General features: G+C 73.6%; 26 protein-coding genes. 16 read left to right on the top strand and 10 right to left on the bottom strand.

Annotation, left to right across the window (positions count from 1 at the left end; translation table 11 throughout):
- The 3 genes from ACIOJE_RS36860 to ACIOJE_RS36850 form a co-directional block, all read left to right on the top strand.
- A partial coding sequence (locus ACIOJE_RS36860; RefSeq protein ID WP_400782559.1) for an acyl-CoA dehydrogenase family protein occupies positions 1-570 on the top strand: 570 nt, incomplete at its 5' end.
- 185 nt (positions 571-755) lie between these two features.
- Positions 756-1,622, top strand: a complete 867-nt coding sequence (locus ACIOJE_RS36855; RefSeq protein ID WP_400782557.1) for an oxidoreductase — start codon at positions 756-758, stop codon at positions 1,620-1,622.
- Between the two features lie 148 nt (positions 1,623-1,770).
- Positions 1,771-2,238 (top strand): GNAT family N-acetyltransferase, encoded by a 468-nt coding sequence (locus ACIOJE_RS36850; protein ID WP_400782555.1) that lies wholly within the window; start codon positions 1,771-1,773, stop codon positions 2,236-2,238.
- Here ACIOJE_RS36850 and ACIOJE_RS36845 read toward each other — a convergent pair.
- A complete protein-coding gene (locus tag ACIOJE_RS36845; RefSeq protein WP_280686020.1) occupies positions 2,235-2,384 on the bottom strand; it encodes a hypothetical protein in 150 nt (49 codons plus the stop codon). The genes ACIOJE_RS36850 and ACIOJE_RS36845 overlap by 4 nt on opposite strands.
- Before the next feature lie 113 nt (positions 2,385-2,497).
- Between ACIOJE_RS36845 and ACIOJE_RS36840 the strand changes: the two genes are divergently transcribed.
- The 3 genes from ACIOJE_RS36840 to ACIOJE_RS36830 all read left to right on the top strand — a co-directional run bounded on the left by ACIOJE_RS36840 (position 2,498) and on the right by ACIOJE_RS36830 (position 5,373).
- Complete coding sequence (locus ACIOJE_RS36840; RefSeq protein ID WP_400782552.1) at positions 2,498-3,157, top strand: class I SAM-dependent DNA methyltransferase; 660 nt, start codon at positions 2,498-2,500, stop codon at positions 3,155-3,157.
- A 114-nt stretch (positions 3,158-3,271) separates the two neighbouring features.
- Positions 3,272-4,843 (top strand): alpha/beta hydrolase, encoded by a 1,572-nt coding sequence (locus ACIOJE_RS36835; RefSeq protein WP_400782549.1) that lies wholly within the window; start codon positions 3,272-3,274, stop codon positions 4,841-4,843.
- An 80-nt stretch (positions 4,844-4,923) separates the two neighbouring features.
- Positions 4,924-5,373 (top strand): MarR family winged helix-turn-helix transcriptional regulator, encoded by a 450-nt coding sequence (locus ACIOJE_RS36830; protein WP_400782546.1) that lies wholly within the window; start codon positions 4,924-4,926, stop codon positions 5,371-5,373.
- Between the two features lie 9 nt (positions 5,374-5,382).
- Here ACIOJE_RS36830 and ACIOJE_RS36825 read toward each other — a convergent pair whose 3' ends face one another.
- A complete protein-coding gene (locus ACIOJE_RS36825; protein WP_280686024.1) occupies positions 5,383-5,778 on the bottom strand; it encodes a MerR family transcriptional regulator in 396 nt (131 codons plus the stop codon).
- A gap of 94 nt (positions 5,779-5,872) precedes the next feature.
- Between ACIOJE_RS36825 and ACIOJE_RS36820 the strand changes: the two genes are divergently transcribed.
- Together ACIOJE_RS36820 and ACIOJE_RS36815 are read left to right on the top strand one after the other, a co-directional pair.
- Positions 5,873-6,970, top strand: coding sequence for an alkene reductase (locus ACIOJE_RS36820; RefSeq protein WP_400782543.1), 1,098 nt, complete (start codon positions 5,873-5,875; stop codon positions 6,968-6,970).
- A 72-nt stretch (positions 6,971-7,042) separates the two neighbouring features.
- Positions 7,043-7,537: a peptidylprolyl isomerase gene (locus ACIOJE_RS36815; RefSeq protein WP_280686026.1), complete on the top strand. Its 495-nt coding sequence runs from the start codon at positions 7,043-7,045 to the stop codon at positions 7,535-7,537.
- 102 nt (positions 7,538-7,639) lie between these two features.
- Here ACIOJE_RS36815 and ACIOJE_RS36810 read toward each other — a convergent pair whose 3' ends face one another.
- Positions 7,640-7,999 (bottom strand): 5-carboxymethyl-2-hydroxymuconate Delta-isomerase, encoded by a 360-nt coding sequence (locus tag ACIOJE_RS36810; RefSeq protein ID WP_400782540.1) that lies wholly within the window; start codon positions 7,997-7,999, stop codon positions 7,640-7,642.
- 136 nt (positions 8,000-8,135) lie between these two features.
- Positions 8,136-8,882: a hypothetical protein gene (locus tag ACIOJE_RS36805; RefSeq protein ID WP_400782538.1), complete on the bottom strand. Its 747-nt coding sequence runs from the start codon at positions 8,880-8,882 to the stop codon at positions 8,136-8,138.
- Positions 8,883-9,187: 305 nt separating this feature from the next.
- Here ACIOJE_RS36805 and ACIOJE_RS36800 point away from each other — a divergent pair, with 305 nt between their 5' ends.
- Together ACIOJE_RS36800 and ACIOJE_RS36795 are read left to right on the top strand one after the other, a co-directional pair.
- Positions 9,188-10,000, top strand: coding sequence for an arylamine N-acetyltransferase (locus ACIOJE_RS36800; protein ID WP_400782536.1), 813 nt, complete (start codon positions 9,188-9,190; stop codon positions 9,998-10,000).
- Between the two features lie 116 nt (positions 10,001-10,116).
- Positions 10,117-10,671 (top strand): hypothetical protein, encoded by a 555-nt coding sequence (locus tag ACIOJE_RS36795; protein WP_400782532.1) that lies wholly within the window; start codon positions 10,117-10,119, stop codon positions 10,669-10,671.
- Between the two features lie 6 nt (positions 10,672-10,677).
- On the opposite strand, the gene ACIOJE_RS36790 is transcribed toward ACIOJE_RS36795, so the two are convergent.
- Both ACIOJE_RS36790 and ACIOJE_RS36785 read right to left on the bottom strand, forming a co-directional pair.
- Positions 10,678-10,923, bottom strand: coding sequence for a hypothetical protein (locus tag ACIOJE_RS36790; protein ID WP_400782529.1), 246 nt, complete (start codon positions 10,921-10,923; stop codon positions 10,678-10,680).
- Positions 10,924-10,964: 41 nt separating this feature from the next.
- On the bottom strand, positions 10,965-12,302 hold the full coding sequence (locus tag ACIOJE_RS36785; protein WP_400782526.1) for an LCP family protein: 1,338 nt from the start codon (positions 12,300-12,302) through the stop codon (positions 10,965-10,967).
- A gap of 475 nt (positions 12,303-12,777) precedes the next feature.
- Here ACIOJE_RS36785 and ssuE point away from each other — a divergent pair, with 475 nt between their 5' ends.
- From ssuE to ACIOJE_RS36760, 5 genes are all read left to right on the top strand, one after another.
- Complete coding sequence (gene ssuE / locus ACIOJE_RS36780) at positions 12,778-13,332, top strand: NADPH-dependent FMN reductase (RefSeq protein ID WP_280686033.1); 555 nt, start codon at positions 12,778-12,780, stop codon at positions 13,330-13,332.
- 365 nt (positions 13,333-13,697) lie between these two features.
- Positions 13,698-14,486 (top strand): ABC transporter ATP-binding protein, encoded by a 789-nt coding sequence (locus tag ACIOJE_RS36775; protein WP_280686034.1) that lies wholly within the window; start codon positions 13,698-13,700, stop codon positions 14,484-14,486.
- A gap of 19 nt (positions 14,487-14,505) precedes the next feature.
- Positions 14,506-17,073 carry an ABC transporter permease gene (locus tag ACIOJE_RS36770; RefSeq protein WP_400782522.1) on the top strand — a complete coding sequence of 856 codons (2,568 nt, stop codon included), beginning with the start codon at positions 14,506-14,508 and terminating at the stop codon, positions 17,071-17,073.
- Positions 17,074-17,485: 412 nt separating this feature from the next.
- Positions 17,486-18,526, top strand: coding sequence for a glycosyltransferase family 2 protein (locus ACIOJE_RS36765; RefSeq protein ID WP_400782519.1), 1,041 nt, complete (start codon positions 17,486-17,488; stop codon positions 18,524-18,526).
- A gap of 48 nt (positions 18,527-18,574) precedes the next feature.
- Positions 18,575-19,066, top strand: a complete 492-nt coding sequence (locus ACIOJE_RS36760) for an acyltransferase (RefSeq protein WP_400782517.1) — start codon at positions 18,575-18,577, stop codon at positions 19,064-19,066.
- Positions 19,067-19,107: 41 nt separating this feature from the next.
- Here the strand turns inward: ACIOJE_RS36760 and ACIOJE_RS36755 are convergent, their stop codons facing one another.
- The 3 genes from ACIOJE_RS36755 to ACIOJE_RS36745 form a co-directional block, all read right to left on the bottom strand.
- Positions 19,108-20,772, bottom strand: a complete 1,665-nt coding sequence (locus ACIOJE_RS36755) for an LCP family protein (protein ID WP_280686038.1) — start codon at positions 20,770-20,772, stop codon at positions 19,108-19,110.
- 193 nt (positions 20,773-20,965) lie between these two features.
- Entirely contained in the window at positions 20,966-22,183 is a 1,218-nt protein-coding gene (locus ACIOJE_RS36750; protein ID WP_400782514.1) for an LCP family protein, read from the bottom strand.
- A 141-nt stretch (positions 22,184-22,324) separates the two neighbouring features.
- A complete protein-coding gene (locus ACIOJE_RS36745; RefSeq protein ID WP_280686039.1) occupies positions 22,325-23,116 on the bottom strand; it encodes a TIGR03089 family protein in 792 nt (263 codons plus the stop codon).
- A gap of 115 nt (positions 23,117-23,231) precedes the next feature.
- Here ACIOJE_RS36745 and ACIOJE_RS36740 point away from each other — a divergent pair, with 115 nt between their 5' ends.
- Entirely contained in the window at positions 23,232-23,759 is a 528-nt protein-coding gene (locus ACIOJE_RS36740) for a hypothetical protein (protein ID WP_400782512.1), read from the top strand.
- Here ACIOJE_RS36740 and ACIOJE_RS36735 read toward each other — a convergent pair.
- Entirely contained in the window at positions 23,756-24,247 is a 492-nt protein-coding gene (locus ACIOJE_RS36735) for an SgcJ/EcaC family oxidoreductase (RefSeq protein WP_280686041.1), read from the bottom strand. The genes ACIOJE_RS36740 and ACIOJE_RS36735 overlap by 4 nt on opposite strands.
- Positions 24,248-24,252 lie beyond the last annotated feature (5 nt).

The following is a 24,252-nucleotide window of genomic DNA, read 5'->3' as shown; positions in this document are numbered from 1 at the left end:
GAGGGGGTGTCGTTCGGTGCGCCGGAGAAGAAGTTGGGGATCAAGGGTTCGCCGACGCGTGAGGTGTACTTCGACCATGTGCGGATTCCGGCGGACCGGATGATCGGTGCGGAGGGGACGGGGTTCGCGACGGCGATGCGGACGTTGGACCACACGCGGGTGACGATCGCGGCGCAGGCGATCGGGATCGCGCAGGGGGCGTTGGACTACGCGGCGGGGTATGTGAAGGAGCGTCGTCAGTTCGGGAAGGCGATCGCGGAGTTCCAGGGTGTTCAGTTCATGTTGGCGGACATGGCGATGAAGCTGGAGGCGGCGCGGCAGTTGACGTATGCGGCGGCGGCGAAGTCGCAGCGTGGGGACGGGGATCTGACGTTCTTCGGGGCGGCGGCGAAGTGTTTCGCGTCGGATGCGGCGATGGAGATCACCACGGATGCGGTGCAGTTGCTGGGTGGGTACGGGTACACGCGGGACTACCCGGTGGAGCGGATGATGCGGGACGCGAAGATCACCCAGATCTACGAGGGGACCAACCAGGTCCAGCGCATCGTCATGGCCCGCAACCTGCCGTAAGTCGGCAGCAGGAAACCGGACGTGGCTTCGGCCCCCGACCGCACGCCGCGGTCGGGGGCCGCTGGCATGCACCGGCCCGCCGTCCGTTCGGTGGATGACGGACGGTGGACGGCGTGGCGTCCCAGGTGGCATAAATGATCGTCAACTTCAGTGTGATACACGACGATTACGGGAGCGTACGGATCATGGGCAACACCCCCGAGCAGGCCGCCACGGGCAGGGTCTGGCTGGTCACCGGCGCCAACTCCGGCTTCGGCCAGGCCATCGCGGAGGCCGCGCTGGCGGCCGGCGACACGGTGGTCGCGGCCGCCCGCCGCCCCGAGACCTTGGAGGCGCTGGCCGCCGCCCACCCGGGCCGGCTGGTGCCGGTCCGGCTGGACGTCACCGACCCGGCCCGGATCTCCGCCGTGGTCGCGGACACCCTGGGCCGGTACGGGCGGATCGACGTCCTGGTGAACAACGCCGGGCGCGGCCTGATCGGCGCCGTCGAGGAGTACACCGACCGCGAGCTGCGGGACCTGATGGAGCTGCACTTCTTCGGCCCGGCCGCGCTCACCCGCGCCGTGCTGCCGCACATGCGGGCCCAGGGCTCGGGCGCCGTCGTCCAGATGAGCAGCATGGGCGGGCGGTTCTCCTTCCCCGGCGTGGGCGCCTACTCGGCCACCAAGTTCGCGCTGGAAGGGCTGTCCGAGGCGCTGGCCCAGGAGGTCGCCGGGTTCGGGATCAAGGTGCTGATCGTCGAGCCGGGCGCGTTCCGGACCGGCTTCGCGGGTGGCGGGGCGCTCGCCCAGAGCACCCCGATCGCCGCGTACGAGCCGGTGGTCGGGCCGGTCCGCAGCGGTCTGCCGGACTCGGACGGCAAGCAGCCCGGCGACCCGGCGAAGGCCGCGGCGGCGATCCTGGCCGCCCTGGACGCCGAGCGGACGCCGCTGCGGCTGGCGCTCGGCAACGACGCCGTCGACGCGATCCTCGGCAATCTGGACGGCGCGCGCCGGGAGACCGAGGTCTGGGAGGCGGTCGGGCGCGGCACCGACTTCCCGGCCGGGGAGTGAGCGCCGGACCGGCTGCCTGACCACGGGCCCGGGCGAGCCGGCCGCGGCCCGTCGTGGCCCGGCGTGGCCTGTCCGGGCTTGTCCTGGCCCGTCCTGGCCCCGAAAAACCGGGCGACGGCGGGCGGCCTCGCTTCGTAGGCTGCCCGCCATGTCCTCCACCCTCGGCCTGGCCCGGATCACCCCCGAGAACATCGACGCCGCCCTCGCCCTCGCGGTGCGCCCCGAGCAGGCGGGCCTGGTCGCGCCGGTGGTGAAGTCGCTGGCCGAGGCGTACGCGTACGGCGACACCGCCTGGCCCCGGCTGATCATGGACGGGGAGCGGCCGGTCGGCTTCGTGATGGCCTTCTTCGACATCCTGTTCAACCCCGAGCAGCCGGACGACCGCCCCCGCTCCGGCCTCTGGCGCCTGCTCGTCGACGCCGGGCACCAGCGCGGCGGTTACGGTCGCTTCGCCGTCGAGCAGGTCTGTGCCGAGATCCGCCGCCGCGGCGGCACCCGCGCCACCGTCACCTACGTCCCCGGCCCCGACGGCCCCGCCGGCTTCTACGCCGGCCTCGGCTTCCGCCCGACCGGCGAGACCAGCGGCGACCAGGTGGTGGCGGATCTGGAGCTTTAGGGCGTGTCCGACGATTCGCGTCGGATCAGCGCAGCCGCCTGTGCGCGGGCCTGCCGGAGCCAGTCGGCGCGGGTCGCGGCGGGGGAGTCGGTCACGGTGCGGAACACCGTCCGGCGGACGTCGGTGACGCCGACGTACGGCAGCACGCAGGCCGCCCAGATCCGCTCCAGCGGGTCGCCGAACTCGCCGTGCTCGCGCTCCTGCGGGGTGTCGGAGGTGTTGAGCTACGGCCCGGGGGTGACGGATAGGGTGCCGGACCATGACCGAGCCGGACTTCCTCACCACGACCCGGGCGTTCTACGACGCCATCGCCGCCGACTACGCCGACCGGTACCGCGACGAACTGGCCGGCAACCCGCTGTCCCGGGCGCTGCTCGCCGCCTTCGCCGAACTGGTGCTCGCCGAGTGTGCCGACGGTCTGGTCGCCGAACTCGGCTGCGGCCCGGGCCGGGTGACGAGCCACCTGCACGGCCTGGGCCTCGACATCCGCGGCATCGACCTCTCGCCGCGGATGGTCGAGCTGGCCCGCCGGACGTACCCCGGGCTGGACTTCACCGAGGGATCGCTCTTCGATCTCCCGTTGCGCGACGGCGAGTTGACCGGTGCGGTGGCCTGGTACTCGATCATCCACACCCCGGCCGAGCGGCTGCCGGAGGTGTTCGCCGAGTTCGCGCGGGTGCTCGCTCCGGGCGGCCACCTGCTGCTCGCCTTCCAGGTCGGCGACGAGCCGCTCCGGATCGACCAGCCCTTCGGGCGCCCGGTGGCGCTGGACTTCCGCCGCCAGCAGCCGCACCGGATCGAGGAGCTGGCCCGTGCGGCCGGACTGCGGATCACCACCCGGATGTCCCGAGAGCCGGAGGAGGGCGTGGAGACCCCGCAGGCGTACGTGCTGGCCCGCAAGCCGGCCCAAGGCTCCTGAGCGCTCCCGGGGTGACGCCGACAGCAGCATGACGGCGGGTGTGGGCGGGATGACAGCCGCCGCCACGAGGCTCGGTGGCAGCACGTCAGTCCATCGAACCGGGAGATCCTGCCCATGCCCCGACCCCGCCTCACCTCCGCGTTCCGGCTCGGCGCCGCCGCGGCCGCCGCGCTGCTGCTGGCCGGCCTCGCCCCGGCTGCCTCGGCGGCGGCCGCCCCCGCGGCGCCGGTACCCCGGCTGGACTGGCAGCCCTGTGCGTCGGACTTCGAGTGCGCGCGTGCCGCGGTGCCGACGGACTACCGCGACCCGGCCGGGCGGACGGTCGAGCTGGCCGTCATCCGGCACCCCGCGACCGACCGGGCGCACCGGATCGGCTCGCTGTTCTTCAACCCCGGCGGCCCGGGCGTCCCCGGCACCCAGGCGCTGCCCGCCGTGTACGGGATGTTCCCGGAGCAGGTGCGCGAGCGCTTCGACATCGTCAGCTTCGACCCGCGCGGCATCGGCGAATCGACGACCCTCGGCTGCTTCCCGGGCACGGAGGCCGAGCAGCAACTGCTGGCCGGGCTGCCCGCCGGCTACCCGGTCGGCGCCGCCCAGGAGTCGGCCTGGTCCGCGACGTACGCGCGCTTCGGCCGCCAGTGTGCCGACACCGACCGGACGGGGCTGCTCGCCCACCTGTCCACCGCCGACACGGCCCGCGACCTGGACCTGCTGCGCGCGGCCGTCGGCGACCGCCGGCTGAGCTACCTCGGCACCTCGTACGGCAGCTACCTGGGCACCACCTACGCCAACCTCTTCCCGGACCGGGTCCGCGCGCTGGTGCTGGACAGCGCCCCCGACCCGGTCGCCTGGTCCACCGGGCGCGGCCCGGGGCAGCGCGCCCTACCGCCGTTCCTGCGCACCGGCGGCGACCTCGCCGCGACCCGGACCCTCGATGCCTTCCTCGACCAGTGCGGCGACGCCGGCCCCGCCGCGTGCGCCTTCGCGGCGGACGGCGGCCCGGCGGCGACCCGCGCCAAGTTCGACGAGCTGATCGACCGGCTCGGCCGGACGCCGGTGACGCTCGGCACCGCGCCGCAGACGGTCACCTTCGACCAGGCCTCCGCCGTGAGCACCCTGCTGCCGAGGCTCTACACGGCCGCGCCCCTCCCCGGTGTCCCCGGCTTCGGCTGGCCGGCGTTGGGCGGGCTGCTGCAGCAGTTGTGGACCGCGGCCCCGGACGCCTCGGCGCCGCTGCCGACCGGCGGCGCCCTCCGGCAGGCGCAGACCCTCGGGGCGCTCTGCGCCGACACCGCCAACCCGCCCGCCTCCTCCCACCCGGCGGCGGCCGCGCTGGCCCGCGACCGCGCGGGTGCCACCGGCCCGTACTGGGTCTGGCAGACCCAGCGCTGCACGGGCTGGCCGGCCGAGGCCGCCCGGGACCGTTACACCGGCCCGTGGGACCGCCCGACCTCCGCACCGATCCTGGTCGTGGGCCTCACCGGTGACCCGGCCTGGCCGTACGAGGGCTCCCGCACGCTGGCGGACACCCTCGCCCGCGGCCGCCTGCTGACCGTCGACGGGTACGGCCACACCGCGCTGGGCAACCCGAGCGCCTGCGCCTGGCGGTACGAGGAGCGGTACCTGGTCAGCGGCGCGCTGCCGCCGGCCGGCACGGTGTGCGAGCCGGACCGCCGGCCGTTCTAGTCGTTCCGGCCCCGAGCGGCCGGGGTCGTGCGCGTGCACGGAATCCGTGCACGCGCACGCACCTCGGTACGATGAACGTCATGAACCGTGCCGACCTCACCCTGGGCCCGCTGTCCGAGCAGGACCACGCCTTCTACGGCCTGGTCTGGGCCGGCACCACCCTCGCCGCCCAGGTGGACCGCGAGCTGACCCGCGTGCACGGGCTGTCGCTGTCCTGGTTCGAGGTGATGCTCTGGCTCAACGGGCAGCAGGAGCCGGTCGCCGCCTCCGACCTGGGCGCGAAGACGATGCTCAGCCGCAGCCAGGTCTCCCGCGTGGTCGACGCCCTGGCCGCACGCGGCCTGGTGGCCCGCTCACCCTCCGCCGCCGACGCCCGGTCGGTGCGGATCGAACTGACCGAGCAGGGCCGCGCCGCCTTCGCCGAGGCCGATGCCACCCGGCGGGCCGTCCTCGCGCCGGTCTTCACCGACCGGCTCGACGAGGGCGACATCGCGGCCCTGGAGACGGTCTGGCGCAAGCTGAAGGCCTGAGCCACAGGCCTAGGCGGCTGTGGCTGTGGCTTCGGTTTCGGCCTGCGGCCGGCCGGAGGCGGTCGCGATCACCTCGTCCAGCACCTCGCGGGAGCGGGCCAGATCGCTGATCATCCGGTCGATCCGGTCCCGCTCGGCGGCCAGCTCCTCGACCAGCAGCGGGGTGGCGATCTCGTTCGGGCCGCCGTCGGAGTCGCGCATGCAGGGCAGGATCTCGTAGATCTTCCGGCTGTGCAGTCCGGCCGCGAACAGTTCCTGGATCAGGACGACCCGGTCCACCGCCCGCTCCGGGTAGTCCCGGTGCCCGCCCGCCGTCCGTTCGGCGACCAGCAGGCCCTGCTGCTCGTAGTAGCGCAGCGAGCGCTCGCTCACGCCCGTCCGCCGGGCCAGTTCACCGATCCGCATGCCGTCCACCCCGTCGCCGTGACCCAGCGCTTGAACCCAGCGCTTGAACCCAACGCTTGAACCTGACACCGATGTTAGCTTCTACGGTCTTCGCATGACGACGAACACCAAAACCCCGAGCCTCTTCCAGCCCGCCGACCTCGGCCCGCTGCACCTCCCCAACCGCCTGGTGATGGCCCCGATGACCCGCACCCGGGCCGGCGCCGACGGCGTCCCGCAGCCGATCATGGCCACCTACTACGCGCAGCGCGCCGGCGCCGGGCTGATCATCGCCGAGGCCGCCACCCCGAACCGGGTCGGCCAGACCTACGCCGACATCCCGGCCATCTACGACGCCCGGCACGTCGCCGGGTGGCGCACCGTGACCGAGGCGGTCGGTGCGGCCGGCGGCCGGATGTTCCTGCAACTCCAGCACGGCGGCCGGATCGGCCACCCCGAGAACAGCGGCCTGCACCCCGTCGCGCCCTCGCCGATCGCCCTGCCCGACACCGTCCACACCGCGAGCGGGCACCGGGAGGCCGTCGTCCCGAGAGCACTCACGGCGGAGGAGATCCGGCAGACCGTCGCCGACTTCGCGGCCGCCGCCCGCAACGCCGTCGACGCGGGCTTCGCCGGCGTCGAGGTGCACGGCGCCAACGGCTACCTGCTGCACCAGTTCCTCGCTCAGGGGAGCAACCGGCGCACCGACGAGTACGGCGGGTCGGTGGCGGGTCGGATCCGCTTCGTGGCCGAGGTGGTCCGGGCGGTGGCGGCCGAGATCGGCGCCGAGCGGGTCGGCCTGCGGGTGTCGCCCGGCTTCGGAGGCCAGGGCATGGCGGAGGGCGACACGGCGGAGATCTACCGCGCGCTGGTCGCCGAGCTGGCGGGCGACGGCCTGGCCTACCTGCACGTGGTCTTCGCCGACCCCGAGGACACGGTGTTCCAGGAGATCCGCAAGAGCTGGCCGGGCGTGCTGATCGCCAACCCGGTGCTCGGCTGGGGGCAGCCGCTGCCGGAGGACGGCGGCCGGGTGGCGGCGGAGCGGCTGCTCGCGGCCGGGGCCGACCTGATCTCGTTCGGGCGGGGTTTCCTCGCCAACCCCGATCTGGTCGAGCGGCTGCGCACCGGCGCCGTGCTCAATCCCGTCCGGGACGGCCTGATGTACACCGGCGGTGCCGAGGGGTACATCGACTACCCGACGCTGGCCGGATAACACGACACCTTCACACGGCGGTCCCCCGGGGGGTGACGCGCGTCGGCCGACGGGTCGTGCCATGATCCCTGCATGGCTTCCAACGTTTTCTTCGACATCGAGATCGACGGCGTTCCGTCCGGCCGCATCGTCTTCAAGCTGTACGACGATGTCGTGCCGAAGACCGCCCGCAACTTCCGTGAGCTCGCCACCGGCCAGAACGGCTTCGGCTACGAGGGCTCCGGCTTCCACCGCGTGATCCCGCAGTTCATGCTCCAGGGTGGCGACTTCACCAACCACAACGGCACCGGTGGCAAGAGCATCTACGGCGAGAAGTTCGCCGACGAGAACTTCCAGCTCAAGCACAGCAAGCCGGGCCTGCTCTCGATGGCCAATGCCGGCCGCAACACCAACGGCTCGCAGTTCTTCATCACCACCATCGTGACCGACTGGCTGGACGGCAAGCACGTCGTCTTCGGCGAGGTCGTCGAGGGCCTGGACGTCGTGACGGCGATCGAGAAGCTCGGCTCGCAGAGCGGCCGCACCTCGAAGGCCATCAAGATCGCCAAGTCCGGCATCGTCGAGTAGTCGCCTCCTCCTCCACGTACCGCCCCGGAGCGGAAAGTCGGTCGGTCCGACTTCCCGATCCGGGGCGGTGGTTTTCCCGGGGACGGGTGGCCGGGGGGCGCCCTACGGCTGCGCGGGGCGCAGGCGGTAGGAGGCGGCGAGGTCCCGGACCTCCACCGAGGAGACCGCGTCGTGGGGGAGGTGCTTGCCCAGCAGGGCGAGGACGTCCTCGGCGAGCCGGGCCTTCAGGCCGTCGGAGCGGCCCGGCAGCAGGGCCACCGTGATGTGGACGAAGCCGGTCCGGCCGGCCCGGTCGGTGCCGGGATCGCCGACGCAGGTCTCGGCGGCCGGGCGGCAGAGGGTCTTGCACACGCCCGCGGAGCCGGCCTCCTCCAGCACCATCGGGTGCAGCTCCCGCAGGAGCGCCTGCCGGTCGAAGGCGTCGGCCAGCCGGGGGGAGTAGTCGATGGTGATGTGCGGCATGGCGCGGACCCCTCGCCCTGGACGATTGTGTTTTACATCCACCTATCTTCGTCCTGCGTGCCGCGGCGGGACACGGCGGGGCCGGAGCCCGGACTGCTCGCCGGGCTCCGGCCGGGTGGGCGCGGGGGAGGGTCGGTTACTCGTGCGGCTCGAACCGCCAGGCCTGGCGCTGGTCGCGGGGCTCGTAGCGCCGCAGCGCGGTGCGGGGCGGGAAGATCGCCAGCAGGCTGAGGTCGAGGGCGAACTCGACGCCGTCGACCGGACCGCCGGGGGCCACGATGTGGAAGGCGAAGGGCTCGGCGCTCTGGCGCAGCACCCACTCGGTGGGCGTGGGCCTGCCGAAGATCGGCTTGTTGGGCGCCGGGTCGCCGTCGAAGCCGGCGTAGGCGTTCTCCCGGAGGTTGCGGAGGGTGACGTTGCCGTTCGGGAGCGTCTGCACCCGCCACTCCTGCGCGCCCGGAGTGCCGGTGGGCGGCAGGACGACCACCGGGTCGCGGGGGCCTTCGACGGTGAGGAGATGCTCGCGCGGCTTGCTGATGCTGTAGACGCCGGGCGGAACGGGCGCGCGGCCGGTGCGGGTGGCGCGGTGGATGCGGTCGGGGTCGTCGAGGGGGGCCGCCGGTTCTTCGGCCAGGTCGTCGGCGTCGGCCGCCGGGTCCTCGGCGGGGTCGTCCGCGTGGGCCGCCGGGTCCTCGGCGGGTTCTTCGGCGAGTTCTTCGGCGGGTTCTTCGGCGGGCTCCTCGGCCGGGGCCTCGGCCGGGTCCGGCGGTGCGGTGCGGGTGCCAGCCGTGGCGGCCTTGGCCGTTCCGGTGGTGAGGAGGGCGGCGAAGCCGGCCGCGGCGGCGGCGCCGAGCACGTGGCGTCGGCTCAGAGGTTCGGTCATGGGCCGATTGTGTGCGAGCACCCGCCCGGGAGGGGTGCACCTGACCAGGCATGTCCCCCGGTTGGGTGATCAGCTGCCCGGGCGCGTCAACGTCCGGCCTCGACAGCGGGATTGACGGCCATGCAGGAGATCCGCGAAAGCAGGCCTCGCCGTCCCCGGGTGAGGGCCGCTTCCGTGCCGGCCGCAGCGCCCGGGTGGTGGGCCGCGCCGGAAGTCGGCCTGTCCGACGTCCGGCGCGGGGATGATCGGCGACGTAGGTCCAAGGACCGATGGTCGACGGGCCCGGCGCAGGGTGGAATGGGCGGATGGATCACGAGAAGCCGCACGAAGGGCTGACCCCCGACGGGCAGGCCGGCTACCTGGCGCGGATCGGGGTGGCGGAGGCCGGCGCGCCGTCCCCGGAGGCGCTCGCGCGGCTCCAGCTCGCCCACCTCCGGGCCGTGCCGTTCGAGAATCTGAGCATCCACCTCGGCGAGCCCGTCATCCTCGACCCCGGCGTGCTGGTGGAGAAGCTGGTAGCCCGCCGCCGGGGCGGCTTCTGCTACGAACTCAACGGCGCCTTCGCCGAGTTGCTGCGCTCGCTCGGCTACCGGGTGAGCCTGCTCGCCGCCCGCGTCTTCAACGGCGAGCAGCCCGGACCGCCGTTCGACCACCTGGCGCTGCGGGTCGACCTCGACGAACCCTGGCTGGTCGACGTCGGCTTCGGCCGGTTCAGCCGCCACCCGCTGCGCCTCGACGAGCGCGCCCCGCAGGCCGACCCGCACGGCGCGTTCACCCTCAGCCCGTACGGGGACCACGGCGAGCTCGACGTCCTGATGGACGGCAAGCCGCAGTACCGGCTGGAGCGCCGCCCCTACCCGCTCGCGGACTTCCGCCAGACCTGCTGGTGGCAGACCACCTCGCCCGAGTCCCCCTTCGCCCGCGGGGCGACGTGCTCCCTCCTCGCCGAGGACGGCGGCCGGATCACCCTCAACGGCACGAAGCTCATCCGCACGGCCCCGGACGGCACCCGCACCGAGGAGCAGCTCGCCGTCCCCGAGGCGCTGGCCGCCTACCGCGACCACTTCGGCATCACCCTCGACCGGCTGCCCGGTGACGGGGGCAGGGTAGCCGGGTAGCGGACCGGCCCGGGCCGGAATCGCGCAATCGGTCCGGCCCGCCCACGGCCGCCCTAGGCTCTTCGTGCGCGGTCGGAGCCGCGGCCAACTCGACTCTCCGGCAAGGTGGTTCACCGATGGAACAGGACGCCGACGACGGCGCGGTGACGTACGAGCAGGTGACGGTGGTCTCGCTCGCCTCGTGCGAGCCGGTCAACCCCGCGCGGATCGCGGTGCGGGTGGCCTGCGAGACCATGACGGTCAAACGGGTGGCGGGCTACTGGGTGCGCTGGGACGAGCGGTGGGGGCCGGAGGAGATCCGCCACCATGCGCGCTGGGTCCCGGACGAGGAGTACGTGCGGCCGGGCGGTGGGAGCCTGGACGGATCGCTCACCGTGACGGTCGTCGCGTACTGGACGTACGAGGGCGGCGGTGCGCGCCGGCCGACCACCAAGACGGCGGTGGCCTTTCGGTCCGACGAGGCCGAGCGGGAACTGGTGCTGGAGCGGCCGGACCCGCACCGCCCGGCGGCCCTGACCGTCCACCTGACCGACGCCCGCTGGCTGGAGGGCGGCCAGGGGCGGCTGATCCACTACGGCTACTCGGGCGCCACCGAGGCCGACGGCGGCGAGGGGGAGTGGCTGGTCCGCTTCCCGGAGTGCGGCACGGGCCTTCTCCCGCAAGCGGGTTAGCGAAGCCTAGGGCGCCGCCGCCCACGCCCCCTCCCGCACGCCGACCTTGCGCGCGGGCACGCTGGCCCAGATGGCGCCGAGCGTGGTGTACGGGTGCAGCACGGTGCCGAAGCCGCGGTGGAACACGACGAGCCCGGGCCCGATCTCGCAGGCGGCGGGCACCTCCATGCCGTAGAGCGCGAGGGCCTCCTGGACCAGGCGGCCCAGGAGGCGGTGGCGGCGGCGGTAGACGAGCGCGGTGACGAGTGACATCCACCCATTGTGTCGCCGCGACTACAACGAGTCGCGGGCGGTCACTTGATGTCCGGGACCGCGCTGTCGCTCTTGAAGGCGTCGAAGACCTGCTTGGCCTTGTTGGTGTCCCACTGGACCGCCGACTCGCCGGTCTTGGTGTGGTAGTCGGCGTTGGCGATCGGCACGGTCAGGGACTTGCCGCTGCCGCCGTTGACGTCCTTCATGGCGAGGAAGAGCGAGCCGAGGTCGGTGAGGCCCGCGTCGTCGTCGACGATGAGGGTGCCGAGGGCGGAGTCGACCAGCGGGTAGAAGGTGAACGGGTTCAGTGCGGTGCCGGGGGAGGCCGCCTGGTGGGCGAGGGCGCCGAGGAACTTCTGCTGGTTGCGCATGCGGCCGAGGTCCTGGTCGGCCATCTGGTGACGCTGGCGGACGAAGGCGAGGGCCTGCTTGCCGTTGAGGGTCTGGTCGCCGGCCTTGAGGTCGAGGCCGGAGTCCTTGTCCTGGACGTTCTGGTCGATGTGCATCTCGACGCCGCCGATCGAGTCGACGATGCCGACGAAGCCGGCGAAGCCGATCTCGGCGTAGTGGTCGATCCGGATGCCGGTGTTGAGCTCGACGGTCTGGACGAGCAGCCGGCCGCCGCCGTTGCCGAAGGCCGAGTTGATCTTCGCGGTGGTGCCCTTGACGGTCTTGCCGTTGCTGCCGGGGTGTTCCGGGATCGGCACCCAGGAGTCGCGCGGGATGCTCATCAGGGTGTTCCCGTTGTCCCCGACGTGCAGGATCATCATCGAGTCGCTGCGCTTGCCCTCGGTGTCGTGACCGGTGTGCAGGTCGTCCTGTTCCGAGTCGGTGAGGCCCTGGCGGCTGTCGGAGCCGACGATCAGCCAGTTGGTGCCCTTGCCGGCCGCCGGTCGTCCGGGGTAGTCGGCCAGCACGTTCTCGTGGTTGAGCTTGGAGTCGGCCCAGAACCAGGTGGAGACCGCGGTCACCATGACGGCGATCAGGACGCCGAAGACCGACCACTTGACGATCCGGCGCCGCGGCCAGCGCTTGGCGGGTATCGCACCCGGCCGCGCACCGCCGGGGCCACCCGGGCCACCCGGACCTCCCGGGCCACCCGGACCCCCCGGCCGACCGGGACCGCCCGGTCCTCCGGGCCCGGCGGGCTGCCTGCCCGGCCCCTGTGGCGGGACGCCGCCGACGCGGGACGGCTCCGGCTGCCGCGGCGCGGGCGCCCCCGGCCCGCGCGGGTTCAGCGACCCGGGCAGCGGCGGTTCGGCCGCCGTGCCGCCTCCGCCGCGCCCGTACGCGCCGCCGTTGCCGCCGCCCCGATACGGGTTCCCGTCGTTGTACGGGTTCCCGCCGCCTCCCGGGCGGCCCTCCTGCCACGTGTTCATGTCGTCGAGGATGCCCGACCCCGGTCGTGCTGACTCCCCCCGGGGGCTCCACCAGGCTGCTTGTAGCAGTTTTGATGCACGTGTCGGATCGTTCCGCCGCAACTTCCGCGCGGCCGCACGACGGTGGGGCGCCCGGGCGCGGGGCGGCGTTCAACGTGAGCCGTGTCACCCGCCGTTCACCGCGGTTCAGCTGGCGAAACGATTCTTGACCCGCTCGAACACAGCGTGTTTGCATTTCGGGTATGGATCAGCGTTGGGCACTCACGCGTCGGCGGCACGTCGACCTGCGGCGTGGTGTGGCCTGTTCGCTCTGTCGCGGCTGAAGCGCGCCCCCACTCCGCGTCGACGTACCCCCGACCCGCGTCGCAGCACGTCCCGCGTCGCAGCACGTCGAAACACCCTTCCCGGGCCCCGCCCCGCAGCGGTCCCGCTGCGCCGCGTCGCGCCGCCCCCGCTTCCAGCCAGAGGTGAACCCATGGCCACCGTCCTGTCCGTTTCCGGCTCCCCGTCCGCCACCTCCCGCACCACCCGCCTGCTGCGCCACGTCGACGCGCGCCTGGAGGCCCGCGGTCACCACGTCCTCCCGTTCGAGGCGCGCAGCCTGCCCGCGCACGCGCTGCTGTCGGGCGACTTCGACCACCCGGAGATCGTCGCCGTCACCGAGCTGTTCGCCCGCGCGGACGGCGTCGTGATCGGCACCCCCGTCTACAAGGCCGCCTACTCGGGCCTGTTGAAGGCGCTGCTGGACGTGCTCCCGCAGTACGCGCTGGCCGGCAAGGCCGTGCTACCGCTGGCCACCGGCGGCTCGCCCGCGCACGTGCTGGCGGTGGACTACGCGCTGCGCCCGGTGCTCAGCTCGATGGGCGCCGGCCACATCACCCAGGGCTGGTTCGTGCTCGACCGCCACATCACCGCCCGGGAGGACGGGACGACCCTGGTCGAGCGCGAGACCGACACCCTGCTGGCCCCGGTCGTGGAGGGCTTCGCCCAGGCCCTGGAGCGGCTGGCCGCACCGGCGCTGGCCGGCTGAGGAGCAGGCGAGGGGGCGGCCCGGGGGAGCCGACGCCCGAACCCCGTACGGGGCGTCCCCGAGACGGGCCGCGGCACCCCTTAGGGGGAGCGGCGCCGCGCCCCGCAGAACCCTGGTTGGGCGGCTTCATTCCGGCGGATGACGAGCCGGCCCGCCACCACTCCTAACGTTGTGGCTGTCCCCGCTCGTTCCGACGAGGGCGAGGTTCTCCCCGGAGCCGGCGCCCGCCGGCCCTGGTGGGTGGGGTCACTCCCCGGTCGACGACCCCTTCCTCCGGCGTGCCCGCGCACGGCTGCGGCCCGCCGCGCACGAAGGGGGCCGTCCGGCCGGGGGCGACGGGTGGGCCCACTTCCTAGGAGACTCCAGTGACGACGGCAGCAGCAGCCGTGCACGACCCCCAGCTTCCCGGCGGAGCGTCCGCCGTCGCCGCGTCGGCCCGCCGGGTGACCAAGGCGTACGGCGCGGGCGAGACCAGGGTCACCGCGCTCGACGCGGTGGACGTCGACATCCAGCGCGGCCGCTTCACCGCGATCATGGGCCCGTCCGGCTCCGGGAAGTCGACCCTGATGCACTGCCTGGCCGGCCTGGACACGGTCAGCGGCGGCCGGATCTGGATCGGCGACACCGAGATCACCGGTCTCAAGGACAAGCAGCTGACCAGACTGCGCCGGGACAAGATCGGCTTCATCTTCCAGGCGTTCAACCTGCTCCCGACGCTGACCGCGCTGGAGAACATCACGCTGCCGATGGACATCGCCGGGCGCCGCCCGGATCAGGCCTGGCTGGACCAGGTGGTGGAGACCGTGGGTCTGGCGGGCCGGCTCAAGCACCGCCCGGCGCAGCTCTCCGGCGGCCAGCAGCAGCGCGTCGCGGTGGCCCGGGCGCTGGCCGCCCGGCCGGAGATCATCTTCGGCGACGAGCCCACCGGCAACCTGGACTCCCGGGCCGGCGCCGAGGTGCTCACCTTCCTGCGCCGCTCGGTCGACGAACTGGGCCAGACCATCGTGATGGTCACCCACGACCCGGTCGCCGCGGGCTACGCGGACCGCGTGCTCTTCCTCGCCGACGGCGTGATCGTCGACGAGATGCACGCGCCCACCGCCGACTCCGTCCTCGAACGCATGCGCCGTTTCGACGGCAAGCGCACCAGCTGAGCGGGCGGGACGAGACCTCATGCTGCTCAGAACCGCTCTGCGGAGCTTCTTCGCCCACAAGGGCCGGATGGCCCTCTCCCTGATCGCCGTGGTGCTGTCGGTCGCGTTCGTCTCCGGCACCCTGGTGTTCTCCGACACCGCGACCAGCACCTTCGACAAGCTCTTCGCCGCGACCGCCTCCGACGTCTCGGTCCAGCCGCCCAAGCCGGCCGAGGACGAGGAGCCGTCGGCCTCCGACAAGCCGCGGACCGTCCCGGTCGACGCCGCCCGGCAGCTCGCCGCGGTGCCCGGGGTGAAGACGGCGGTCGGCCAGGTCAGGGTCGAGAACGCCACCCTGGTCAACCCGGCTACCAACAAGCTGGTCGGCCCGACCAGCGGCGCCCCGACCCTGGTCGGCAACTGGACCGGGACCCCGCGCAGCGCGGTGCGCCTCACCCAGGGCCACGCCCCGCAGGGCGCGGGCGAGCTGGTGCTGGACGCGGACACCGCGAAGAAGGCCGGTCTCGGCCTCGGCGGCCGGCTCCGGGTCGACAACGCCGGCGGCCGGCACGAGTTCACCATCGCGGGCATCGCCTCCTTCACCACCACCAACCCCGGTGCGGCGCTGGCCTTCCTGGACACCCCGACCGCCCAGCAGGTCCTGCTCGGCGAGCAGGCGTACACCTCGGTCGAGGCGTTCGGCGACGGCAGCCGCGGCAACGACCGGCTCAAGGCCGACGCGCTGGCCACGCTGGGCACCGGCTACCAGGTCAAGACCGCGGCCGAGCAGAAGGACGAGAACACCAAGAACGTCGGCAGCGGCCTGGGCTTCATGAAGAACGCGATGCTCGGCTTCGCGCTCATCTCGGCGTTCGTCGGCTGCTTCCTGATCATCAACACCTTCTCGATGCTGGTCGCCCAGCGCACCCGGGAGATCGGCCTGCTGCGCGCCATCGGCGGCAGCCGCCGGCAGGTGAACCGCTCGGTGCTGGCCGAGGCGCTGATCCTCGGCGTGCTGGGCTCGACCCTCGGGATCGGGGCCGGGCTGGGGATCGCGGTCGGCCTGATCAAGCTGATGAACGCGATCGGCATGGAGCTCAAGGCGAGCGATCTGCAGATCGGGCCGAGCGTGTTCCTCGCCGGGTACACCCTGGGCATCGTGGTCACGCTGGTGGCGGCCTGGTTCCCGGCCCGCCGGGCGAGCAGGATCGCGCCGATGGCCGCCCTGCGCGACCACGGCACGCCGGCCGAGGGCCGCGCCAACCTGGTCCGTACGGTGGTCGGCCTCGCCTTGACGGCGGGTGGCGGCGGTCTGCTGGTGCTCGCGGCGAAGGCGGCGAAGGCGGCCACCGGCGGCCGGTACCTGGGCCTGGGCGTGCTGCTCACCCTGATCGGCTTCGTGGTGCTCGGCCCGCTGCTGGCCACCGTCGTGGTCCGGGCGCTGGGCGCACTGCTGCCGGCCGTGTTCGGCCCGTCCGGCCGGCTCGCCCAGCGCAACGCGATGCGCAACCCGCGCCGCACCGGCGCCACCGCCGCCGCGCTGATGGTCGGACTGGCACTGGTGATCGGCTCCTCGGTGTTCAGCGCCTCGATGGTCACCTCGGCCAACGCGCAGATCGACCGGTCGGTGGGCGCGGACTACGTCGTCCAGGGCGGCCGCACCTCGATCACCCCCGAGATGCTGGACGCGGTCCGCCGGACCCAGGGCATCGACCACGTCACCACCCAGAAGTTCTTCGGCCCCAGGCTCCAGCTGCCGGACGGCCGGAGCGCGCGGACGAACCTCACCGCCGCGCCGCCCGCCTTCTTCACCACCGACTTCCACCTCCCGGTCACCGCCGGTTCGCTGGACGCGATCGGGCGGGGCGAGCTGGGGATCGGCGAGGCCTTCGCGAAGGACCACGGCCTGACGGTCGGCGACCGGGTGACCGTCGCCTACGACAAGGACCACACCCAGGTGCTGCCGGTGGGGGCGGTGTTCGCGAAGGGCTCGCTGTTCGGCGACGGCTCCTTCGTCGACTTCGACACCATGGCCAAGGCCGTACCGGCCGCCGACCAGCCTCCGGTCTGGACGTTCTTCGCCAAGGCCTCGTTCGGGACCGACGTCGCGAAGACGCTGACCGCCCTGGAGGACGCGCTCAGGGAGTACCCGCAGCTGACCATCAAGGACCAGGCCGGCTACAAGAAGGTCGTGCAGTCCCAGGTCGACACCCTGCTCTACCTGATCTACGGCCTGGTCGGCCTCTCCATCACGGTCGCCGTGCTCGGCGTGGTCAACACCCTGGCCCTGTCGGTGGTCGAGCGGACCCGGGAGATCGGCCTGCTGCGGGCGATCGGGCTCTCCCGCCGCCAGCTGCGCCGGATGATCCGGCTGGAGTCCGTGGTGATCGCGGTGTTCGGCGCGGTCCTCGGCACCGGGCTCGGCCTGGCCTGGGGCGTCACCGCCCAGCGGGTGCTGCGTGACCAGGGCCTGGACACGCTCTCCGTGCCGACCACCACGCTCGCGGTGACGCTGGTCGCCTCGGTGGTGATCGGACTGGTCGCCGCCCTCGTCCCGGCCTTCCGGGCCGGGCGGATGAACGTCCTCACGGCCATCGCGACGGACTGACCCGGCGGCGGGGGCCGCTCGACCCGGCGGAGGGGGCCGCCGAGGGGGGAACGGGGGGCAGGGGCCGGGTGCTGTGCGCACCCGGCCCCTGCGGCACGGACCGCCCCTGGTGGGCTGCGATGACCGCGCGATGCGCGGTTTTCACCATCGTTCACCACGTGCTCCGAACCTGCGCCGAACCTGCACCGAACCCGCTCCGGCCGCCTCCGGGCCCCGCCGAGGGCCTGCCGAACGCCCGTCCGGGCCCGGGTTCGCCCCCCGGAATCCGCCCGTCCGGGCCCCGTTGCGGGCCCGTGGAGGGCGCGGAGTACGGTGGGCGTGATCAAGGGACCGGCCCGGCGTCGCGAGGTGCGCGCAGCGGCCCAGACCGGGACAAGACGGAGACGCGTCCGCACCGGTACGGTTGGCCCCGATGAACACCAAGGCTGCTGAGGAGCTGCCGGCTGTCTCCGTGATCATGCCGGTGCTCAACGAGGAACGACACCTGCGTACGGCGGTCCGGCGCATCCTGGACCAGGAGTACCCCGGGCCGATGGAGGTGGTGATCGCCCTCGGTCCGTCCACCGACCGGACCGCGGAGATCGCGGCCGAGCTGGTGGCGGAGGACCCGCGGGTACGGACCGTGGCGAACCCCACCGGTCGTACTCCCGCGGGACTGAACGCCGCGATCCGCGGCTCACGCCATCCGATAGTGGTGCGCGTGGACGGCCACGGCCTGCTCACCCCCGGTTACATCACCACCGCGGTCCGGCTGCTCAGCGAGATGGAGGCGGCCAACGTCGGCGGCATCATGCACGCCGAGGGCGAGACCGAGTGGGAGAACGCGGTCGCCGCCGCGATGACCTCCAAGATCGGTGTCGGCAGCGCGGCCTTCCACACCGGCGGCCTGGCCGGTCCGGCGGACACCGTCTACCTCGGGGTGTTCCGGCGCGAGGTGCTGGAGAAGCTCGGCGGCTACAACGAGGAGTTCATCCGCGCCCAGGACTGGGAGCTCAACTACCGGATCCGCCAGGACGGCGGGCTGGTCTGGTTCACCCCGCAGCTCAAGGTGACCTACCGGCCCCGGCCGTCGGTGCGGGCGCTGGCCAAGCAGTACAAGGACTACGGCCGTTGGCGCCGGGTGGTCACCCGCTACCACCGCGGCTCGGTCAACCTCCGCTACCTGGCCCCGCCGACCGCCTTCCTGGCCGTCACGCTCGGGCTGGTGCTGGGCGCCGCCGTCCACCCGGCCTTCCTCGCCGTGCCCGGCGCCTACCTGCTGGGCATCGTCGGTGGCGGGCTGGTCGAGGGCCGCGGCCTGTCGTTCAAGGCCAAGGCGCTGCTGCCGGTGGCGCTCGCCACCATGCACCTCAGCTGGGGCTTCGGCTTCCTCGCCTCGCCCCGCTCGCTGGCCCGCAGGGTGATACGCAGTGTCGGCCCGGCCGCCACGGACGTGCTGTCCAAGGCGAGTTGACGCCGCCCGGCCCCAAGGGCCCGTCCCGCGCCGCTATCGTCGGTGCGCATGGGGACAGCTGAGGGCGGGCCCGGCGCGGCCCGGATCGAGCCGAGCGCGGACGTCGACGGACGGGCCGCCGTCGGTGCGGGGACGACGGTGTGGCACCTCGCCCAGGTCCGCGAGGACGGGGTGTTCATCGGCCCGGCCGCCGTCCTCACCAACGACCGCCACCCCCGCGCGGTGACCCCCGACGGCCGCCCCAAGCGTCAAAAGGACTGGCATGCCGAGGGGGTGACGCTTCGTCAGGGCTGCTCGATCGGCGGCCGGGCGGTCCTGGTCGCCGGGGTGACGGTCGGCCGCTGGGCACTGGTCGCGGCCGGCGCCGTGGTCCACCGGGACGTCCCGGACTTCGCCCTGGTCGCCGGCGTCCCGGCCCGCCGGATCGGCTGGGTCGGCCGCGCCGGCGAGCCGCTGGAGCCCGTCGGCGACGGCCGCTGGCACTGCCCCCGCACCGGCGAGCACTACCGGGAGACCGACGGAACCCTCGCGCCCGGCTAGGGCACGCCCTGGGGTCTGTCCGGCCCGGCCAGCTGCTCGGGTCACTTGGCGCAGGCGTCGGTGTCGTCCGCCTGCACCCGCTGGAGGTCCTTCGGCGCCTCGGTCGGGGGCGCGGCCGGGGTGGTCGGCGCGGTGAGGATGTCCTTGCCGAGCACCACCACCAGCGAGCCCTTCGGGTCGGCCTTCGGGTCCGGCCGGACGGCGTCGCCGGGCAGGCCGAGGGCGGCGGCCAGGGCGGCGGCCGCGGCCTCCTGCCCGGTCGGGTAGGACACCGAGCTGCTCGCGGTGACGGGCGCGTCGGAGGCCGTCGCGGCCTTGGCGAAACCCTTCGTGCGGAGCTTGTCCACGGTCGGCCCCGACTGCCCGCGCGTCCCGCTGCCGTTGCGCACCGTCACCCGGACGTCCTTGGGGTCCACCGCCGGGGTGGTGGCGGTCGGAGCCGGCTGCGCGGGCGCCGGCGCGGCCTCGGTGGTCTCGGGTGCGGCCGGGGTGGCGGTCTCGGTCAGCGAGCGGTCGCCCGCGATCATCGCGAACAGCTGCCCGGCGTCCGGCTGCTTGAGCACCAGCCGGTCCTTGTCCTTGGGGTCGTCCAGGACCGGCACGGTGGCGAAGGTGATGTTCTTGGTGTCCACCTTGCTGAGGTCCAGCGCGAGGTCCTTCAGCTTGTCGACGCTGCCTATCCCGGAGTCCACGGTGAGCGCCTTGGTGGCGGCGTCCGCGAGCTTGTAGAGCTTGCTCGGGCTGGTCAGGGTGTCGTCGCTCTTGATCTTGCGGATCATCGAGCTGATGAACTGCTGCTGGAGCGGGATCCTGGTGAGGTCGCCGCCGAAGCCGACCGCGTGCCGGGTGCGGACGAAGGCCAGCGCCTCCTCGCCCTGGACCACGTGCCGGCCCTTGCTCATCTTCAGGTGCGAGTCCGAGTCGTTGATGTCCTTGGCCGCGCAGACCTCGACCCCGCCGACGGCGCTGGAGAGCGTCTTCACCGCCTCGAAGTTGACCTGCACGAAGTGGTCGACCCGGATCCCGGTGATCTTCTCCACCGTCTTCCAGGTGCAGCCCGGGTCACGCCCGTCCTGGCCGAGGCTGGTGTTGAACATGTCCCGCGCGGTGCCGGGGATCTTCTTGCCGTCGGAGCTCTGGCACTCCGGGATCGGCACCATCAGGTCGCGCGGGATGCTGATCGCGGTCGCGTTGGAGCGGTCCTTGGAGATGTGGAACAGCAGCGTGGTGTCGGCGTGCCCGGCGCTGCCCTCGTCGCCGTACTCACGGCCGAGGCCCTGCCGGCTGTCGGTGCCCAGCACCAGGATGTTCAGCGCGTCCCCGGCGGCCTTGGGGCGCTCCTCCTCGTTGCCGAGCTGGACCTTGACGGAGGTCAGGTTGCTGTTGAAGTGCTGGTACAGGTAGTACGCCCCGCCGCAGCCCGCGACCATCACCAGGGCGCCGGCCCCGGCGGTCCACTTGAGCGCCCGGCGGCGCCGGGTCCGCTTGGCGGCGGCTGCCGCCCGGCGTCGGGAGTCCCGGCGGCCCGGCCCGGCGGCCTCCCCGGCCTCGACCGCGGGCGCGGCCGGGGCCGCCGCGGCGTTCCGGCCGGACGGGCGGCGGCGCTGCCCGGGGATGCCGGCGGACGGGTCGAGCCGGTACTGGCCGGTTTCCGGGTCACGCGTCCACTGGTCGGCGGGATCGACCTCCGGTTTGTCCTGCTGCACGGGGGTTCCCTACCTCCGACCGGTGACGGCTTCGGCTCGCCCATTCGGCGGGCCGATCCGGACACACTAAACGAGCCGAACGGGGGAATCGTTCCGGGTGTGATCCGTGCCATGGTCAGGTAATAGCCCGGTCAAGCTCCCAGAACCCGGGAACTTTCCGGAAAACCCGCGCCGACCTGCGGCGCAGCCCCGATCAGTGCGGTGCGCAGGCGTCCACGTCGGCCGTACGTCCCTCGAAGGTGGGCGAGGCGCCCGCCGAAGGTGACGCCCCCGCCGTCGCGCCGGCCACTTCGTTCGACCCCGCACCGGGTGCCGGACTCGCGCCCGCACCCACGCCCGCCCGCACGCCCGCCCCGGGACTCGCACGAACGCCCGCCCCGGGACTCGCCCCCACGCCCGCCCCGGCACTCGGCGACGGCGCCGCATCGGGCGGTCGGACGGCGACCTGCCGGTCGTCCCGCAGCGCGGTGAACAGCTGGGTGGTCTGCGGCTGCACGAACTCGTCCCGGTCCGAGTCGTACCGGTACGGCCGGCGCGGCGCCGTCAGGAACACCACGTCCGTCGAGGGGACGCCCCGCAGGTCCTGGGTGAGGTCGTACAGCGCGCCGAGCGAGGACAGTCCGCCGTCCGCCTTGACCGAGGAGGTCGCCGCGTCCAGCACCGGCCACAGCCGCGCCGGGTTCAGCAGCACGCCCTGCGACTGCACCTTGCGGATCAGCGCGGCCAGGAACTGCTGCTGACGGCCCATCCGCTGGGTGTCGCTGCCGTCGCCCAGGCTCTCCCGGGCCCGGACGTAGCCGAGCGCCTGCTCGCCGTGCAGGCTCTGCCGCCCGGCGGCCAGGTCGAGCTTGGCCTCCTTGTCGTGGATGGCCTGCGGGACGCACACCTCGACCCCGCCGATCGCGTCCACCATCGTCTTGAAGCCGCTGAAGTCGAGGATCACGTAGTGGTCGATCCGGATGCCGCTCAGCTGCTCGACGGTGCGGATCGAGCAGGCCGGCCCGCCCAGTTCGAACGCCCAGTTGAACTGCATCAGCCCGGCCTTGCCGCGGGTGCCGTCCGGCTTCTCGCAGGCGGGGACGGTGACCATGACGTCGCGCGGGATGGAGACCGCCGTCGCGTGCCCGCGGCCGGCGGCCAGGTGCAGCAGGATCGTGGTGTCCGAGCGCTGGGCGCCGGGCTCGCCGCCGTACGAGGCGTTGGCGCCGGAGCGGTCGTCGCTGCCGATCAGCAGGATGTTCTCGGCACCCTTGGCCCCGGCCGTCCGGCTCGGCCGCTCGGCCTCCAGCCGGGCGAGCAGCTCGTCGGTGGCCGAGTCGGTGCGGATGTTGCCGTCCAGCGTGCGGTAGGCGATCCAGAACAGCGCCCCGGTGGCGACCAGCAGGAACGCGACGACGCCGGCGGTGATCAACAGCCACCGCCGGCGCCGGTGCGGGCGTCCGGGTCCCGGTCCGGAAGGGGGAGCGTCCGTCGGGGAAGTGTCGGTCGGGGGGTGCGCGGTGTCGTCCTCGGCCATGGCAGGGATCCCTACCCGCCCGGCCGGAACCGGGGATTACCCGAGACGCAGTGTCACCCGTTCGGATTCGGTCCGCTTCTCCCACTGCTCGGGCGTGAGCTCCTGCGCGTTGCGGCACAGCACCACCGAGGCGCCGGCCGCCAGCGGGGCCAGCAGACCGGCCTCCAGACCCGCCCAGTCCTCGTACGACAGGGTGGAGAGGACCCGGTCGCCGGGCTTCAGCCCGAGCCGGACGGCCCCCTCGCGGGCCAGCGCGACGGTCTGCTCGCCGGTCAGCTTCAGCGGCAGCCCGTCCACGGCGGTCTCCAGCGCCTGGCCGTCCGGGGCCACGGGCGAGTACGGCGCGAAGCGGTCGCCCTGGCCGGGCACCTCGGCGGCGTAGTCGAGGAAGCCGTCCGGGCGCTGTGGGAAGCGCCCGCCGAGCGGGCGCAGGGCCAGGGCCACCCGCTCGCCCTCGCAGGCCTGGGCGGCCGCCAGGCCGTCCGGGCCGCTGACCACCAGGTCGGCGGCGGCCGGGTCTCCGGCGGGCACCGCCGTCACCCCGACCGACCAGCAGGCCAGCAGCCAGACGGCGCTCTGCCAGTGGGCGGGCAGCAGCAGCGCGGCCCGGTCGCCCGGGCCGGCGTTCAACTCGTCCTGGAGGAGGTTGGCGGTCTTGGCCACCCAGTTGTCGAAGGTCCGGGCGGACAGCTCCACCCGTTCGCCGGTGGCGTCGTCGTAGAAGGTGACCAGCGGGGCCGCGGGATCGACCGTGGGCGTGCCGCCTCGCAGGTATGCGTGCAGCAGCTCGACGGGGGTGCGGGCATCGGCAGCGAAATGCGCAGTCATGGTGCGCCCCAGCCTACGGCCTTCGGGTGGGGCGTCGGGAGGGGTGGCGGGAGGGTGGCGGGAGGGGCACGGGGCGGCGTGGCGAGCGGTCCGATTTGCCGCCACCATCCGGTCTATGCGCCTTTCCCTCCCGGCCGGCCTGCTCGCCGGCTGCACCGTGGCCCTGCTCCTCCAGCCCGCCGCCACCGCCGGTCCGGCCGACCCGGACGGTGCCCGGCGCCGTGCCTCGGCCGGCGGCGGCTCGGTCACCTCACTGCCGCTCGGCCCCGGCTCCGGCCTGGCCCCGCGCACCACCGGGCCGTTCGAACTCCTCGGCGTCGACCGGCCCGTCCACGGCGCCCACACCCTCGGCTTCAACACCGACTCGGCGGGCGTCGCCGCCATCGGCACCTTCGTCTCCGACTCCCCGCCCCAGCCCCTCCTGGACGGCCTCGCCGCCATCGCCGCCTGGAAGCTCGGCCTCACCGGCCGCGCCCAGCTCACCTCCAGCTCCGACGCCAGCCGCTACCCCAAGGGCACCGTCGTCGCCTTCGACGCCGTCTCCGGCCACCGCGACGCCTTCAACACCGAGTGCCCCGGCGCCGCCCTCTACGCCCGGCTCCCCGCCCTCCGCGCGGCCGCGGCCCACCTCCAGACCCTCTAGGCAGGCCCCGGCACCCGCCCGACCAGCCCCCGCAGCTCCGCCGTCAAGGCCGCCGCCAGGTCCGGCCGGAGGTCGTACCGCGCCGGGGTGTTCTGCAGCAGCTCGATCCGCCACCCCGCCCCGGCGTTCACCGCGATCACCGTCTGCACCGCGTTGAGCGCCGGGTCCAGGTCCTCCGCGTCGTCCGGCACCAGCCCCGCGACGGCGTTCAGCTGCGCCACCCCGGCCCCCAGCGCGCGCACCCGCCGCACCCTGGCCACGTACTCCGGCGTCGCGTGGTCCGCGAAGATCCGTCCCAGCTCGGCGGCGATCACCGACCGCCCGCAGTGCCTGGTCCCGTCGAAGCCGACCACCTCCCCGTGCTCGGCGAACGGCCCGGCGAAGGCCGAGCCGTCCCGCTGGTTCCACCCCTCCAGCGCCCGGTGGTACAGCGCCCGCACCGCGCTCTCGTCCCCGGAGGACAGCTCCGGCAGCCGCGTATCGTTCATATCCC

This window comes from Kitasatospora sp. NPDC087861 (genome assembly GCF_044742585.1).
Lineage (GTDB): Bacteria > Actinomycetota > Actinomycetes > Streptomycetales > Streptomycetaceae > Kitasatospora.
The sequence above is the reverse complement of the archived record's forward strand: the minus strand, read 5'-3'. Positions and strand labels throughout refer to the sequence as shown.